Below are 16,028 nucleotides of genomic sequence, written 5' to 3'. Positions count from 1 at the left end.
GTTTTGGACCCGCCATCAGAAGTTGAACGACACGCCGACATAGGCACGGCGCCCGAAGTAATTCCGATAGACGAAGCGATCCTTGGTATCGTTGCCGAGATGCTGGCTCTCTTCCGACTTGGTCAGGTTGATGATCGAGGCGGTGATGTTGAGCCGGTCGGTCAGCGCATAGGCAGCGTTGAGATCGACCTGTTCATACGGGCTGGTATAGACGTTCAGCCCCGACTGGAGCCCGCCGACGACCTCGCCGCGGCGGTTGTACGACGCGCGGACCAGCACCTTGCCATGCTCGTAGAAGACCGAGGCGTTCATCTGCGTCTTCGCGCTCCCGACCAGCGCGGACGAGCCGACCGACTGGCCGTCGAGCGTCACGTCGGCGACCGACGTGTCGTTATAGGTGAAGTTGACCTGCGCACCCAGCCCGAAGGACAGCGTGTGCTGCGCATAGAGTTCGACACCCTGCGACCGCGCGTTGGATCCGTTCGCGACCGTCGAATAGGGCTGGATCAGCACCTGTTCGCCCGCCACTTCGCGCGTCACGTTCAGCACCAGCGGCACGACGAAATCGGACACGTCCTTGCGGAACAGCGTCGCGCCCAGCACCGAGCCGCGATGGAAATACCATTCGATGCCGGCGTCATACTGCCATGCCGAGAACGGGTTGAGTTCCGAATTGCCGCCGCTGCCCGACCAGCCCTCGAATTCGCCGAACTGGCCGCGATCGAACGCATATTCGGGCGAGCGATAGGTCAGCGACCGTTCGGAGCCGAGATTGGCGAAGGACGGCCGTGAAATCACCTTGGCGACCGCACCGCGGACGAGCAGGTCCGGGGTGATCTCGTACGAGATGTTGAAGCTCGGCAGCCAGTCCGTGTAGGTCTTGGTCTGGTCGGCCCGCGTGTTGACGATCGTCTCGCGGACGCTCAGCGGCAGGACCTGGCAATTGCCGTCCGCGCCCAGCGGGCGGTTCGGATCGAACGACCCGTTCGGCCCGTTGACGCAATAGTCGTTCAGATACTGGAGCCGGTCGGACGTGTTGCCCGACTGACGCGTATTGGCCATGCGAACGCCAATATTGCCGCGCAGGCCGCCGGTGCCGAAGTTCGCCTGTGCGTAACCGGCGAACACGCGCTCGCCCAGATCATAGACAAAGTCGCGCTCGTTGACTCGGACCGCGTCGCCATAGGTCGCGTTCAGATAGCTCAGATATTTGTCGAAATTGATCCCCGGCACGACGTTGGCGTTGAACCCGCCCTTGATGTTGCCGATCGGATTTTCATAGAAGAATTCCGGCCGCGCGACCGCGCCGGCCGCGGTATCCTGATAGCGGATCTCGTTGGCCGCATCCGCATACCATTCATTGCGCCCGGTCTCGCGGTGGATGCTCAGGTCACGCCATTTGCCGCCGATCTGCACCGACTTCAGGAACCCGTCGAACCGGCGCGTCAGGTCGAGCTGGAGATACCGCTGCGCCAGGTCGCTGTTCGTGAAGCTCGAATTGGTCGATCCGACGTCGATCTGCGCGATGCCGTTGCGGATGTTCTGCTGCAAGTCGGGCGAGAAGGTGAAATCGGCGATGCCGTTCGAAATGTCCCAGTTGCTGACCAGATTGCCGTTCTGCTCCTGGCCGGGGATCGTCAGCCGCGGCTTGGAGGCGACGCTGAACCGCGTCGACGGGCCGCCACTCGACTTGGTCTTGCCGAGTTTCAGCACCGCGTCGAACCGGTCCTGGCTGTACTTCACTTCGGTTTCGAACGTGTTCGAGACCTGCTTTTCGCGGCTGTACGTGCCGCCGATCTGCGGCGTCTCCATCGTGCACGGGGTCGCACGCGCGAGACAGCCCGTCCCCGCCGCCGGGACCGCGAAATTGGCCGACTGGAAGATCGTCCCGCTCTTGTCGAGCGTCGCGCCGGTGAAGAAGTCGTTATAGCCCCATTCGGGGATCTTCAGATTATTGGCGGTATAATCGCTGCTATAACCGAAGCGGAAATAGTTCGAGGTGACCGTGACATTCTCGAACGGACGGAACTGCGCGGTCGCCTGGATGCCATAGCGTTCGCGTTCCTGGTCGAACACCTGCGCATTGACCGACTGCGGCGCCCAATAGCCCGAATAATGCGTACCGTCGCGCGCGGTCGTGCCCTGCCCCGGCCAATAGGAGATCGCGTCGTCATTGGCGAAGGGCTTGCCGTTGACGTCGGTCGCGGGCGTCAGGACATTGCCCTGCGCATCGCGGTCGCTCCACCACAGCCAGCTTTCCGAGCTGCTGCGCAGTTCGCGGTTGGTCCGCTTCTGCCACACGCCGCCGACCAGCAGGCCGAACGTCTCGTCCTCGTTCTTCCACGACAGCTGTCCGCCGAGCTGCGGCTCGAACTTCTCGGTGGTGTCCGAATAGGTGCCCTCGGTCGACACGAAGCCTGACCAGGCGGGGACGTCGAACGGCTTGCGCGTGTTGAGGATGATCGTGCCGCCGACACCGCCTTCTTCCAGCCGTGCCTCGGGCGACTTGTAGACCTCCGTGCTGGCGATGAAACTGGACGGCAGCAGGACATAGTTGAACGACCGCTGCGGATCGCCGCTGTCCGCGCCGGCCAGGAAGTTGCCGTTGAGCAGCGTCAGCGTCAGGTCGGACTGGAGCCCGCGGATGCTGACGCGCGCGCCTTCGCCGCCGTCGCGGGTGATGACCACGCCCGGCACGCGCTGCAGCGCGTCGGCGACGTTCTTGTCGGGGAACTTGCCGATATCCTCGGCGGTGATGACGTCGACGAACGCATTGGCTTCGCGCTTCTGGTTCAGGCTCTTCTCGATCGAGCGGCGATAGCCGGTAACGACGATATCCTGCTCACCCGCAACGGCCGACGCGGTGTCCGCCGTCTGGCCCGAGGGCGCGGTCGCCGTCGATGCGGGCGTTACCGCGTCGGGCGCTCCGGTCGTGTCGCCGGTCTGCGGTGTCGTGGCGGCTGCGGGCAATGGCGGCGCGACCTCCTGCGCGCCCGCCGTCCCGGCCAGCGCCGCGCTCAGGCTTGCGCCTGCGAGCAGAAACCGCAGCGCGCGGCGGCGATGCGACGGAACGGCATATATTGTCTTGGTTGCGCTCATCAGACTTCCCCTTTTCGGCGTGCGGGACGTCCTTGCCCCCTCACGTCTCCCTGCCGATCGCGTGCCTGCCCCCGTATTCGGGTAGGACGTCCGGTTCATCGGATCATCACGGTACGTCGTCTTTGCTTGCCTATTTGCCAATTATAAAAGTAAATTGTCAAATGGATTATGCGGAGCAGATTTATGCCGTTTCGGTCTCAACATTCGCAACATTCGCCGCAGCTCGGAACTTGGCCGAACCGGCACCAAATCTGCTGACCGCTCGACCGGCGGTGCGCCGTCTTGCCAAATGGCCCCGCAAACTGAATGCTGTCGTCTTCAACTCGGCCGGTATCACCACCCGGCCTTGCCGCTCCGGCCCCAGACTCCGGAGCCCCTTCCCCTCCCAGACCGGGTGACCGCCATGCCAATGCTCAAGCGTCTCTGCCTCGCCGGATCGGCGCTCGCCCTGCTCGCCGTGTGCCCCGCCCCCGCCCCCGCCCCCGCCCAGACCGCGCCGCGACCGAGCGACTCGGTCGATCCGCTGATCGGCACCGGTGGTGAGGGGCACACGTTCCCCGGCGCCGTCGCCCCGTTCGGCATGGTCCAGCTCTCGCCCGACACCGACACCTCCTGCGTCCTCCGCGACTGCTATCCGCACGCCGCGGGCTATCGCTACGACGACCCGACGATCGTCGGCTTCAGCCACACCCATTTCTCCGGCGCCGGCCATTCGGATCTCGGCGACGTGCTGGTGATGCCGGTCGCCGGCGACGACGTGCCGATGGACCCGGGCACGCCAGCCGAACCCGGCTATCGATCGCGCTTCTCGCACGCCACCGAAACCGCGAAGCCCGGCTATTACGCCGTCACGCTCGCCGATCGCGCCATCCGCGCCGAGATGACGGCCGGCACCAGGGTCGGCGTGCACCGCTACAGCTTTCCCGCAGGTAAGGCGGCGCATCTCGTCCTCGACCTCCGCTCGTCACTCTACAATTATCCCGGCAAGATCCTGTGGTCGGGGCTGCACCTGCGCGACGACGGTGTCCTGACCGGCTTTCGCGAAACCCGCGGATGGGCACCCGGACGCAAGCTCTTTTTCGCGATGCGCTTCTCCGCCCCCCTGACGGGCCACGCCCTCGTCAACCGAGAGACCGCCATTCCCTATAAGGGGTTCCAGGGGCCGGGCCGCGACAGCGATGCGCTCGCCGAAAAGCTCGGCCAGGCGCTCGAGGCGCGTCTCGATTTCGGCGTCCTGACGAAACCGCTCGAGGTGAAGGTCGGGATCTCAGGCGTCGACGAAGCCGGCGCGCTCGCCAATCTCGACGGTGAAGCGGGCGGCTTCGACGATATCCATGCGCAGACACAGGCCGCCTGGGACACCGCGCTCGGCGCCGTCACGTTCGAGGCCGAGGCGCCGATGCGCCGCATCTTCGCCACCGCCCTCTACCACAGCCTGCTCGCGCCGAGCATCTGGAGCGACCGCGACGGCCGCTATCGCGGGCCCGACGACCAGATCCACCAGGCGACCGATTTCACGGTCCGATCGACCTTCTCGCTCTGGGACACGTTCCGCGCGGAACACCCGCTGCTGACCCTGATCCAGCCCGAAAAGACCAACACCGACATCGTCCGCTCGCTGCTCGCCAGCCAGACGCACAGCCCCGACGGCATCCTCCCGGTCTGGCAGTTCGCCGGGCGCGAGACGTGGACGATGATCGGCTATCACGCCGTCCCCGTCATAGCCGATGCCTATATGAAGGGCATTGGCGGCTTCGATGCCAATGCGGCGCTCGACGCGATGGTCGCGAGCGCCGATCACGCCGCCTATGGTGGGCTCGGCGAGTATATCGCGCGGGGCTATGTCCCGATCGACAAGGAACCGGAAGCCGCCTCCAAGACTGTCGAATATGCCTATGACGACTGGACGATCGCGCGGATGGCGCGGAAACTTGGCCGGCCGGAGATCGCCGCGCGCTTCGAAAAGCGGGCGGGCAACTGGCGCAACAGCTTCGACGCGTCATCGGGCTGGCTCCGCGCGCGCAAGACCGACGGCCAGTTCCGCACCCCCTTCGACCCGACCGCGATCAACTACGGCTCCGACTATACGGAGGGCAATGCGTGGCAATATAGCTGGTTCGTGCCGCAGGATCAGGCGGGGCTGTTCCGCCTGCTGGGCGGCGACGCCAGGACGATCCGGAAGCTCGATGCGATGTTCGATTTCGACCTGTCGAAGATCGACTACAGCCACGCCGAGGATATTGCCGGGCTGATCGGCCAGTATATCCACGGCAACGAGCCGAGCCATCATGTCGCCTATCTCTACAGCTATGCCGGGGCGCCCTGGCGGACGCAGGAGCGGCTGGGGCAGATCGTCGCCAGCCAATATGCCGACACGCCGGCGGGATTGAGCGGCAACGACGATCTCGGACAGATGTCCGCCTGGCTCGTGTTCACCGCGCTAGGCTTCTACCCGGTCGCACCGGGCGCGAACGAGTATGTCATCGGCCGCCCCTTCATGCCCAAGGCGACACTGATGTTGCCCGGCGGCAAGCGGTTCGTGATCAGCACGGACAACCTCTCGACCGCCAATCGCTACGTCCAGTCCGTCACCCTGAACGGCCGGCCCCTCACCCGCATCTATCTTCGCGATGACGAGATCCGGCAGGGCGGCGAATTGCGGTTCGTGATGAGCGCTCGGCCGAACCGGCAATGGGGGAAGAGCGCATCGTCGCGCCCGTTCTCGACCTCTACCGCGGTTTCAAGCCCCCCGACGCGGCGCTAGCGGGGGCGCCGTCGGGAGGTGCGTGCGGTGGCGGCGGCCTCGCCCGCTTCCAGCGCTCGCCAGCGCGCAAAGCGTTCGGGCGTCAAAATGCCGGCGTCGATCCCCGCGCGCACCGCACAGCCCGGCTCTCCGCCGTGCGCGCAGTTCGAGAACCGGCAGTCCTGCGCGGCAAGGGTAAAGTCGTCGAACACTTCCGCGATGCCCGCGGCCGCGTCGGACAATTGCAGTTCGCGCATGCCCGGCAGGTCGAGCAGCCAGCCGCCCTGGTCGAGGCGATGCATCTGGCGCACCGTGGTCGTATGCCGCCCTGTCCCGTCATGCTCACGGATCGCCTGGGTCGCGATGCTTGCGGACCCGCGCAACGTGTTGACGAGCGTCGACTTGCCGACGCCCGACGACCCGAGAAAGGCGACGGTCTTGCCGATACCGCACCAGGCGGCGAGCCGCGCCACGTCGGCCGGATCTCGGCCGTCGACGGTCTCGACGATCAGCCCGGGCTCGATCGCGCCAACCGCGTCCACATAGGTCTCGGGCGCGTCCGTCAGGTCGATCTTGGTGAGGATCACGACCGCATCGACCCCGACCTCACGTGCCAGCACAAGATAGCGCTCCAGCCGCGCGACGCTGAAATCCTGGTTGCACGACGCGACGAGGAAGACCGTGTCGACATTCGCGGCGATCATCTGCTCACCGCGCGGATCACCCGGCGCACGGCGCTTGAACAGGTTCTTGCGGCCGAGCACACGCAGCGCCTGCGCTCTGTCCGCGCTGGTCAGCAGCCAGTCGCCCACGGTCGGGTGATCGTCCGACGGCTTGGCACCGGCAATATAGGGCGACAGATCGCCGGCCCAGCCCGCCCCTGTCACGGCGATCTGGCCGCGGTGGACGGCCATGACCCTGGCGGGGTGACAATAGGCGGCTTCGGCGGCCGAGACCTGGCTCTCGAAATGTGCGTCCCAGCCAAGCTGTTCCAGGGTCTGATCAGCAGAATCCATAAGGGTGCAGCAGCATCTTTCCTTGCGGCCGATCGCCGGCCCTTCCGTCTACGATCCGCTCGTATACGCCGATAGGAGGCGGTTACCAGTCGCACCCACGATCAAAAACGCTGCTATTCGGCCTCGTATGTCGAAGCCGCCGCGCTCACATTCAGGCGAGCCGCGGAAATCCGTACCCGGATTGGGGCCAGGTATCAGACCGCGCGACCCACGAGATGCCCGATCGCGGCCGTCGCGGCCATCGCCGCCGCACCCCAGAACAGGACGCGAAGCGCCGGCCGCCACGGGCTTGCGCCACCCGTTCGCGCCCCGACAATGCCCAGCAGCGCGAGGAAGAACAGAGTCGCCGCAGTCACCGCTACCAGCCGGTGTGGCGCAGGCGTCAGGATGGCCACCAGCAGCGGCGGTATCGCGCCGACGACGAAGCTGACAGCGGACGCGAATGCCGCCTGGAGCGGGCGGGCCATGACGATTTCGGAGATGCCGAGTTCGTCACGGGCATGCGCGCCGAGCGCATCATGCGCCATCAATTGCCGCGCGACCTCGCTCGCGATCGTCGCATCGAGACCGCGCGCCACGTAGATCTGCGCGAGTTCGTCATGCTCATGCGCCCAGTCGGTGGCGAGTTCGCCATGCTCGCGCGCCAGATCGGCAGCCTCGCTGTCGGCCTGCGAACTGACCGACACATATTCACCCGCGGCCATCGACATCGCCCCCGCGACCATCGCCGCCGCGCCGGCCACGAACACGGCGCCGGTCGTCGCGCCCGATGCGGCGACGCCCGCGATCAGGCTCGCGGTCGACACCATCCCGTCATTTGCGCCGAGCACCGCGGCACGAAGCCAGCCGCTCCGCGATACAAGATGACGTTCGCGATGCGCGCTCATGGCAGTATCCTGATGGTTTCGCCGAGCGTCGCCACCGTCATGCCGAGCTTGCGGACGATCAGCCGGTTCTGCGCGACCCGGGCATCGGGTGACAGTGTCAGCCACTGATCGACCATCATGCCGCCGCGCACACGAAAGGCCAGATGCAGGCGATTGCCGACCGCCTCGCCCGTCACCGGTCCGGACGCGTCAGTCAGCGTGCCCGTGTAGCGCCCATGCCCGAGCGGAACGATCCGCCATTGCCGATCGCGCGGCGGCTTGCCCTGCTGCTCGATATGCTGGTCCAGGATCAAGGTGCCGTCGGGAGCGACGCGACCGACGCTCGCGACATGCGTCCGGACCGGCGCCCGAAATGCGATCTTGAGCACGCCCGTCCCGTCCAGCCGCCCGGCGAAGAACCGTTCGGCGACAAAGGCCGGTTGCGCGGCGATCAACGCGGTGCTCGGCCCACCCGCGCAGGCGCACGGCAGCAGCGCAAGCGGCACTGCGACGAAAGTCGTCAGACGGGGAACCGGGATCATCCTCTGCTTCATCGCCATCCTCGTCGTCGCATGCGCCGCAGGGCTCTCAGTCCGCGGTCACGCTCTCGCGCCAAGACGTTGCGTTCGGCCGTTCTCGCCGAGCTGGCAATATGTATCTACCCACCCCGCCCGCGGTACGCGCTGCTGATCGTGGAGTTGCCTGACGAACCCCACCGACCAAAGCGCTCGTTTAAACTGTGCACATCGCGCGCCTGCCCGTCTATCTAGCATGATGAAGCATAGGCCTCCGGCCGGCGCGATGCCGGCACGCGATCTGTCGGCGGTCATGGAACGCATGCGACCGGCGCTCATGGCGTTCTTCGTCCGTCGTCTCAGCGATCCCGTGCAGGCGGAAGATCTGATCCAGGATCTCTTCATCCGCATGGCGACGATGAGGGGGCCGGCCACCGACAATCCCGAAGGCTATATCTTCCAGGCAGCCGCCAACCTGTTGCGCGATCAATATCGACGTGATGCGACCAGGTACCGATATCAGCAATCACGAGCGACCGATGCTGACCTCGGCGTCGATCCGATCGACGCCGAGCGGTTGCTGTCTGCGCGGCAGAGCGTCGGGTGCGTGGCGCGTACGCTGGGCGGACTGCCTGACCGGACTCGCCAGATTTTCATTCTCTACCGGTTGGAGGGCATGCAGCGCAAGGCGATCGCCGATGCGTTCGGCATTTCCGTGAGCGCGGTCGAGAAACATATCGCGAACGCAATGCGTGCACTGCTTGCCGCCATGGGAGACTCGCAATGACCGCGCCGCAATCCGATGCGGACATCGTCATCGACTGGTGCCTGCGGCTGTCCGACGGGCCCTTGTCGCCGAAGGAGCGCACCGACCTGCACGCGTGGTTGGCCGATGACCCCCGCCGAGGCGAGCGCCTGGGCGCAGCGCTTGCCGCCTGGGACGCGGTTGAGGAAAATGCCGACGCTCCCGAGATGCTCGCGCTACGCCGCGAGGCGCTCGGTGCCGTACATCGCGCGGGGCAGCGTCGCTGGCTCCGGACGCCGATGGTGTCCCGACCTGTGGTCTGGGCGATCGCGGCTGTGCTCCTGCTTGCGCTGTCGCTGGGCTCGCTGGCGTGGCGCCATAGCGGCCGCGACGAATATCGCACCGCGATCGGTGAGCGACGTGTCATCGCGCTGGCAGATGGCTCGCGTCTGTCGCTCGACGCCGACAGCATGGTCACGGTCGCCTTCAGCCCGCAACGCCGCGACATCGTCCTTGCGAAGGGCCGCGCGCGCTTCAAGGTCGCAAAGGATCCGCTGCGCCCGTTCGCCGTACGCAGCGGGCGCAACGTGGTGATCGCAACCGGGACCGAGTTTTCGGTTGAAAGGCTCAGCCGCGAAGTGCGGGTCGCGCTGTTCGAGGGTCGGGTCGCGGTGTTGCGTGATACCCCCCAGGGGCAGATGAACGAGGTCGTCCGGCTGGGTGGGCACCAGCTGACCGCAGAGCGCGCGCTGACCCCGGGGCATGAGATCGGCCTGCCAGTATCGGGGTTCGTCGGATCCGTGAGCTCATCGATCGGAAACGACGGCTGGGGCGCGGAGCAGGTGAGTTTCACGTCGGAGACGCTCGTCGCCGCCGCCGAACGCATGAACCGCTATGCCCAGCGCCGCCGGATCATCGTCGATCCGGGTGCCGCGGACATTCGCGTCAGCGGGGTCTTCAACAATGGCGATGTCGATGCCTTTGCCGACGCAATCGCCATAACCTTCCCGGTCGATGCCGCTGTTAACGGCGAGGCGATCCGCTTGAGCCGCCGTCGCTAAAACCGAGATAAAGCGAAATTATAAGATAATTTCCGTAATGGAGTGAGTGTTCGACACCCTCGCACGTCACAAAAATATAACAGAGGAAGAGGGGCGATCGATGATGTTAAGGGACCGACGAATTCTCGGCGTAAGCTGCGTGGCAATCGCGACGGTGATGGCGGTCTCTCCGGCACAGGCGCAGCGGGTGGTTCGGGTCGACATCAAGGCACAGCCACTCGGCCCGGCGCTGCGGTCGCTCGGCCGCCAGATGCACGTGCAGATGGTGTTCGACGAAACCCTCCTCGCCGACCGCGTATCCCCGTCGATCACCGGATCGATGACGCCGGACGTGGCGATCGACCGGCTCCTGCAGGGCAGTGGTCTCGTCACGTCGCGAACGGGACAGGGCGTCTATGTGATCGCACGCCCCGCCGCGCTGACGCGCGTGGCGATGACGGGGTCTCAATCACAGGTTTTGCCGCAACGCCCGGCGAACCAGCCCGACACGGAACAGGACGACACGACGGGTCCGACGCCGCCTGGTGGCGACATCGTCGTGACGGGATCGCGCATCCGGTCGAAAAATCTCGTCGAAACCGCGCCGGTGACCAGCGTCAGCCAGGCGGACATCAAGTTGCAGGCAGCTTTCAGCGTCCAGGAGGTGCTGAACCGCGTTCCGGCGATCAAGAACAATGACACCAATTTATCGAACGGCAACGGGCGCCAGCAGTTCGATTTCCATGGCCTCGGGACGAACCGGACGCTCACGCTGATCGATGGTCAGCGGATCGGTGTCACCGAGGGCATCGATGCATCCGTCGTACCGGTCGGACTGATCGAGCGCGTCGATCTGCTGACCGGCGGCGCATCTGCCGTCTATGGCTCGGACGCGATCGGCGGCGTGGTGAACTTCATCCTCCGCAAGGATTTCGAGGGCGTCAACGCGAACGTCAATTACGGCTTCTACAACGCCGACAATCGCGACAACATCGCCGCGCAGGCCGCGCGTGCCGCAGGCTTCGCCGTGCCCAGCGGCACGGCCAATGATGGCGGCCGGTTCGACGCCAATATCAGCATGGGCAAAAATTTCGCCGGCGGTCGCGGCAACATCTCGCTGTTCGGGGCCTATAGCCAGGTCGAGCCTGTCCTTGCGTCGTCGCGGTCGTTTTCCGTCTGCCCGATCACCTTGTCGGGGCAGTCGGTCGTCTGCGCCTCACCGTCCTCGGCAACGCCGGCTGGCTATTTCCAGGCGCTGTCCGGGCCGGCGCAGAATGGCTCCGTCCTCACGAACGCGGCGGGTGGGGGTCGCGAATTCGTCCCGTTCACGGGGGCCAACGGCTACAACTACAACGACAGCTTCTATTTCCAGCGCGAGAACAAGCGATACAACGGCGCCGTCTTCCTCAACTACGAGGTTTCCCCCGCGCTGCAGCTCTACGCAAACGGGCTCTATCTGAGGTCCGAGTCGCGGAGCCAGTCGGATCCCGCTACCATCCAGCCCGGCTCGATCCCCTATGACATCAATTGCGACAACCCGCTTCTATCGCAGCAGCAGGCAGGCGCGTTGTGCGGTACTGCCGCGGGGACGGCAACGAACGTCCGCACCGATGTCCGTTACCGCTTTACCGACGCCCAATCGACGCTGTCGTCGAACGAGATCTATCGCGCGGTGGCGGGCTTTCGCGGCGATCTGGGCAGCGCATGGCATTATGACGTAGGCGGCGTTTATTCGACCACGCTCTACCGCCAGCAACAGCTCGGCCGCATCGACCCCGCCAAGGTCGCCACCGCACTGCAAGTGGTCGACGTCAACGGCACGCCGACCTGCGCCGCGGTGGTCAGCGGATCCGACCCGAGCTGCGTCCCGCTCGACATTTTCTCGACCAACGGGCCCAGCGCCGCGGCCGTCGACTATCTGTCGTTCGCGCAAGGCGGCGGCGTGTTCCGCGAGCGGTATGAACAATGGGTGGGTAATGCCAACGTCACCGGCGACCTCGGCGAATATGGCATCAGAAGCCCGTTTTCGACCAAGGGGATCAACATCGCGGTCGGCGGGGAATATCGGTCGAGCGGCTATCGTTCGCGCCCCGACGCCGCCTATCAGGCCGCGTTCGGGTCGACGCCCTCGACATTGTCCAACAACGCGGTCGACCTCTACGGTGAGGTCAACGTGCCGCTGGTCAGCGACCGCCCCCTGATCCGCGACCTTAGCATCGGCGCCGCGATCCGTGGATCGAAATATTCCGGGGTCGAGCGGGTGCGGTCGACATACAAGATCGACGGCAGCTGGCGGCCGATCGAGGATCTGTTGTTCCGGGCGAGCTACAACAAGGCGACCCGCGCACCGAGCATCTACGAACTCTCATCGAACGCCAACGCCAGTTACGGTGTGCTCGACACGAACACGCTGGGCGATCCATGCGCAGGGACGAGCCCCGTTGCCAGCCGCGAAGTCTGCGCGAGCACCGGCGTGACCGCCGCACAATATGGCGCGATCCAGCAATGTCCGGATTTCCTGTGCACTGTCCGCAACGGTTCCGAAGGTCTGGTGACGCCCGAAGTCGCCCACACCTACACCTACGGCCTCGTCCTGACGCCCCGCATGTTGCGCGGCTTTCCGCGACCGCCGATTATTACAGCATCGAGATCCAGAACGGCATCGGCTATTACCGCGCGATCGACTTCCTGCAGACCTGCGCGAACACCGGCTATGATTTCTTCTGCGGACAGCTGAAGCGCAACGCCGACGGGACGCTGTTCAGCAACGCCGGAGCAGCAACGGGTTATATCAACCAGGGATACAGCAACCTTGGCCGGACGAATGCCCGCGGGTTCAACTTCTCTGCCAATTACGACACGCGGATGGGCAACTGGGCGCGATTCTCCACCAGCTATGTCGCGACGCTGCAGACCGCCAAGGGAGGTGATCTCGGCCTCCCCGACACCGACTTCAACGTGGTCGGCCTGTTCGGGCCCTATGCCGGGCAGGGCTATCGCCGGTATCACACAATTTCCGGTTTACGCTCAGCTCGCCCGAAGCTGCGCAGACCCAGGCGCTGGTGTCGGTTAACTGGAGGCATAATTCGGGGCTGAAGAACTCGCGCCTTGATGGAAATCCGATCTTCGGCGAGGACGATCCGAGCGTGCCGGACGCATATAAGTATCTGCCCGCCTATGACGTGTTCGACCTGAGCGGGAGCGTCACCGTATCGCGGGCGTTGACGCTGCGACTGGTCGTCAACAACGTGCTCAACAGGGCGGCGCCGGTTCGTCCCAGCCCCCCGCTCGAGGCGGCGGAGCGCGTCAACACCTCGCCTTCGGTCTATGATGCGCTCGGCCGGTCTATCAACATCGGGGCGACCCTGGATTTCTAGGGCCGTAGCCGGGCATGGCGGCGCCACCGGACGCGCCGCCATGCGGGAAGGGAAAGCATGACGGGTCAACCACCGGGCGTCGCCGACGCATTCGCCAGCGTATCACGTCGCCGCGTGATGGCAGCAGGGACCGGTTCCATGTTCGCCGGTCTCTTCACGGGGCTGGGCGCCGCCGAAGCCAGCGTCCCCGTTGTGAACGAGCGCCACCGGATCACGGCGACCGAGCCCGCGAGCGAGTGGCTGCTCGGGCATCCCGTCGGTAACGGCCGGCTCGCCGCGATGATGGGCGGCGGGGTCGTACGCGACATGCTATCGCTCAATCACGATACACTGTGGAGCGGCCAGCCCGACGTCAGCCCCGGGCATGCGGTCGGCGATCGAGACAATGCCGATCCTCGGAATCGGGATGCGCTCGCTGCGGTGCGCCGCGCCGTGTTCGCCAATGATCCGGTCAGTGCCGATCAACTGAGCCATGCGCTCCAGGGGCCATTCAGCGCGAGCTATGCACCGATGGCGGATCTCCACCTCGAGATGGATCATCGCGAAGCCCCGCAGGACTATCGCCGGACGCTCGACCTCGATCGCGCGGTTGCATCCGTCACGTATCGCTCTGGCGGGACAGGCTTCGGCCGCGACCTGTTCGCCTCGCACCCCGATGGCGTGATCCTGCTGCGCCTCACCGCGGATCGACGCGGCATGATCGATTGCCGCCTGATGCTGACGAGCAAGCTGCGCGCGACGGCGACGTCCACCGCACAATCAGGCAGCAACCAGCTCACCCTGCTCGGCAAGGCGCCGACGCAGAGCGAGCCCGATTACCGCGATGTCCCCGATCCCATTCGATATTCGGATAGCCCCGGTCGGGGCATGGCATTCGCGACGATCCTGTCGGTCGAAACCGATGGCGGCGCAATCACCGCGTCGGAGGGCGCGCTGCACATCCGCGGCGCCACAACCGCGATCGTCCGCATCGCCGCCGCCACAGGGTTTCGCCGCTTCGACCTCGCGCCCGACACCCCCGTCGCCGCGGTCCGCGCTTCGGCCGAACGCGACCTCGCGGCTGCCAGACGTCATGACTATACGACACTAGTAAAGCGTCACGTCAGCGATCATCAGGCGCTCTACCGCCGCGCCTCGCTCGAACTCAACGGCACGATCGGGGACGGGGATACACCGCGTGCCGAACGCCTGTTCCAGCTCGGCCGCTATCTCCTCATCGCCAGTTCCCGTGCCGATACCATGCCCGCCAATCTCCAGGGTGTATGGAATGCCGCGGTGCGCCCGCCCTGGAGCTCGAACTACACCACCAACATCAATCTCCAGATGAATTATTGGGCCGCCGAGACCTGCAATCTCGCAGACTGCCATCTTCCGCTGATCGATCATATCGAACGGCTCGCGGTCACCGGCGCGCGCACCGCGCGGCAATTCTACGGAATGCCGGGCTGGTGTGTGCATCATAACAGCGGTTTGTAGGCGATGAGCAACCCCGTCGGCGCGGGCGTCGGCGATCCGAATTGGGCGAACTGGCCGATGGCGGGCCCATGGCTGGTGCAGCATGTCTGGGACCATTACCGCTTCAGCGGCGATCGCGACTTCCTCAAGACGCGCGGCTTTGCATTGATGCGAGGCTGCGCCGAATTCTGTGCAGCCTGGCTGGTTCGCGATCCACGAAGCGGCCATCTCACGACCGCCCCGTCGATCTCGCCCGAGAACCTGTTTCTGACCGCGACCGGCAAGTCCGCCGCGATCTCGGCAGGCTGCACGATGGACCTGGTGCTGATCCGCGAACTGTTCACGAACTGCATCGCGGCCATGGCGGTGATCGGTGATGTCCACGGGCTCACGGTGCGCCTCGCCGGGTTGCTGAAGCAACTCGAGCCCTATCGCACCGGCCGATATGGCCAGCTTCAGGAATGGGCGACCGACTTCGCAGAGCAGGACCCGGGTCACCGACACATCTCGCATCTCTATCCGCTCTATCCCGGCGATGCGATCGACCCCGTCCGGACGCCCGCGCTCGCCCGGGCTGCGCGCGCGTCGATCGCGCGCCGCGAGGCGCATGGCGGTGCCAGCACGGGCTGGAGCCGTGCCTGGGCGACCGCGGTCTGGGCCCGGCTGGGTGACGGCGCGCAGGCCGGGCGATCGCTTTCCGCGTTCATCGCCAACAGCGTCGCAGCGAACCTGCTCGACACGCATCCGGCAAAGCCACGGCCCGTATTCCAGATCGATGGCAATCTGGGCATCACTGCGGCGATCGCGGAGATGCTGCTACAGAGCCGCGAAACCGAGATCGCGCTGCTGCCTGCGGTCCCCCCGCAATGGACCAGCGGTCGCGTCGTCGGGCTCCGCGCGCGGGGCGGTCAAGAGGTTGCGATCGCGTGGAGCGATGGCCATGTCGACGCGACGGTAATTGCCGGCGACACGCGCCTTTCGGTCCGATTGCCGTCAGGGTTCGAACCGCTCAAGGTTGTTCAGCGGGGGGCGATCGTCCGGTTCGAGCAGGATGCACAGTCTATCACGTTCGAGACTGTGAAGGGCCGACGCTACGACGTCGCGTCACGCAGAACCGCTCCGGGCGCCGCCAGCAGCACGCCACGCGAGAGCGATGCCACATGACCCGAAAC

General features: G+C 65.6%; 10 protein-coding genes and 1 pseudogene. 7 read left to right on the top strand and 4 right to left on the bottom strand.

The features are described from left to right. Positions 1–15: 15 nt before the first annotated feature. Positions 16–3,099 carry a TonB-dependent receptor gene (locus IFS44_RS14845; RefSeq protein ID WP_192098998.1) on the bottom strand — a complete coding sequence of 1,028 codons (3,084 nt, stop codon included), beginning with the start codon at positions 3,097–3,099 and terminating at the stop codon, positions 16–18. A 403-nt stretch (positions 3,100–3,502) separates the two neighbouring features. On the opposite strand from IFS44_RS14845, the gene IFS44_RS14840 reads away from it, so the two are divergent. After that, on the top strand, positions 3,503–5,863 hold the full coding sequence (locus tag IFS44_RS14840) for a GH92 family glycosyl hydrolase (protein WP_244650331.1): 2,361 nt from the start codon (positions 3,503–3,505) through the stop codon (positions 5,861–5,863). Here the strand turns inward: IFS44_RS14840 and rsgA are convergent. From rsgA to IFS44_RS14825, 3 genes are all read right to left on the bottom strand, one after another. Next, entirely contained in the window at positions 5,860–6,858 is a 999-nt protein-coding gene (gene rsgA / locus IFS44_RS14835) for a ribosome small subunit-dependent GTPase A (RefSeq protein ID WP_192098997.1), read from the bottom strand. The two genes, IFS44_RS14840 and rsgA, sit on opposite strands and share 4 nt — an antisense overlap. Before the next feature lie 194 nt (positions 6,859–7,052). Continuing rightward, on the bottom strand, positions 7,053–7,745 hold the full coding sequence (locus IFS44_RS14830; RefSeq protein WP_192098996.1) for a VIT1/CCC1 transporter family protein: 693 nt from the start codon (positions 7,743–7,745) through the stop codon (positions 7,053–7,055). After that, positions 7,742–8,266, bottom strand: a complete 525-nt coding sequence (locus IFS44_RS14825; RefSeq protein ID WP_206757845.1) for a DUF3833 family protein — start codon at positions 8,264–8,266, stop codon at positions 7,742–7,744. Before IFS44_RS14825 ends, IFS44_RS14830 begins: the two co-directional genes overlap by 4 nt. 232 nt (positions 8,267–8,498) lie before the next feature. On the opposite strand from IFS44_RS14825, the gene IFS44_RS14820 reads away from it, so the two are divergent. The 6 genes and pseudogenes from IFS44_RS14820 (at position 8,499) to IFS44_RS22930 (ending at position 16,020) form a co-directional block, all read left to right on the top strand. Next, positions 8,499–9,026, top strand: a complete 528-nt coding sequence (locus IFS44_RS14820) for an RNA polymerase sigma factor (protein ID WP_206757844.1) — start codon at positions 8,499–8,501, stop codon at positions 9,024–9,026. After that, a complete protein-coding gene (locus IFS44_RS14815; protein WP_192098993.1) occupies positions 9,023–10,045 on the top strand; it encodes a FecR family protein in 1,023 nt (340 codons plus the stop codon). Before IFS44_RS14820 ends, IFS44_RS14815 begins: the two co-directional genes overlap by 4 nt. A gap of 139 nt (positions 10,046–10,184) precedes the next feature. Continuing rightward, on the top strand, positions 10,185–12,761 hold the full coding sequence (locus IFS44_RS14810) for a TonB-dependent receptor domain-containing protein (RefSeq protein ID WP_192098992.1): 2,577 nt from the start codon (positions 10,185–10,187) through the stop codon (positions 12,759–12,761). Between the two features lie 409 nt (positions 12,762–13,170). Next, a complete protein-coding gene (locus tag IFS44_RS14805; protein ID WP_342366434.1) occupies positions 13,171–13,401 on the top strand; it encodes a hypothetical protein in 231 nt (76 codons plus the stop codon). Between the two features lie 57 nt (positions 13,402–13,458). After that, positions 13,459–15,660, top strand: a pseudogene (locus tag IFS44_RS22935) (glycoside hydrolase family 95 protein); the annotation flags it as partial. A gap of 6 nt (positions 15,661–15,666) precedes the next feature. Continuing rightward, positions 15,667–16,020, top strand: a complete 354-nt coding sequence (locus tag IFS44_RS22930; RefSeq protein ID WP_446740864.1) for a glycoside hydrolase family 95-like protein — start codon at positions 15,667–15,669, stop codon at positions 16,018–16,020. Positions 16,021–16,028: the final 8 nt, after the last annotated feature.

It is taken from the genome of Sphingomonas sp. CFBP 13706 (genome assembly GCF_014842355.1).
GTDB lineage: Bacteria > Pseudomonadota > Alphaproteobacteria > Sphingomonadales > Sphingomonadaceae > Sphingomonas > Sphingomonas aerolata.
Note: the sequence above shows the minus strand (reverse complement) of the source record. Positions and strands in the feature narration are given on the sequence as shown.

Bases quoted from the DNA above. Each gene is read 5' to 3' on its own strand.
- IFS44_RS14815 (WP_192098993.1), top strand. From the start codon at position 9,023: ATGACCGCGCCGCAATCCGATGCGGACATCGTCATCGACTGGTGCCTG.
- IFS44_RS14820 (WP_206757844.1), top strand. From the start codon at position 8,499: ATGAAGCATAGGCCTCCGGCCGGCGCGATGCCGGCACGCGATCTGTCG.
- rsgA (WP_192098997.1), bottom strand. From the start codon at position 6,858: ATGGATTCTGCTGATCAGACCCTGGAACAGCTTGGCTGGGACGCACAT.
- IFS44_RS14845 (WP_192098998.1), bottom strand. From the start codon at position 3,099: ATGAGCGCAACCAAGACAATATATGCCGTTCCGTCGCATCGCCGCCGC.
- IFS44_RS14840 (WP_244650331.1), top strand. From the start codon at position 3,503: ATGCCAATGCTCAAGCGTCTCTGCCTCGCCGGATCGGCGCTCGCCCTG.
- IFS44_RS22930 (WP_446740864.1), top strand. From the start codon at position 15,667: ATGCTGCTACAGAGCCGCGAAACCGAGATCGCGCTGCTGCCTGCGGTC.
- IFS44_RS14825 (WP_206757845.1), bottom strand. From the start codon at position 8,266: ATGATCCCGGTTCCCCGTCTGACGACTTTCGTCGCAGTGCCGCTTGCG.
- IFS44_RS14830 (WP_192098996.1), bottom strand. From the start codon at position 7,745: ATGAGCGCGCATCGCGAACGTCATCTTGTATCGCGGAGCGGCTGGCTT.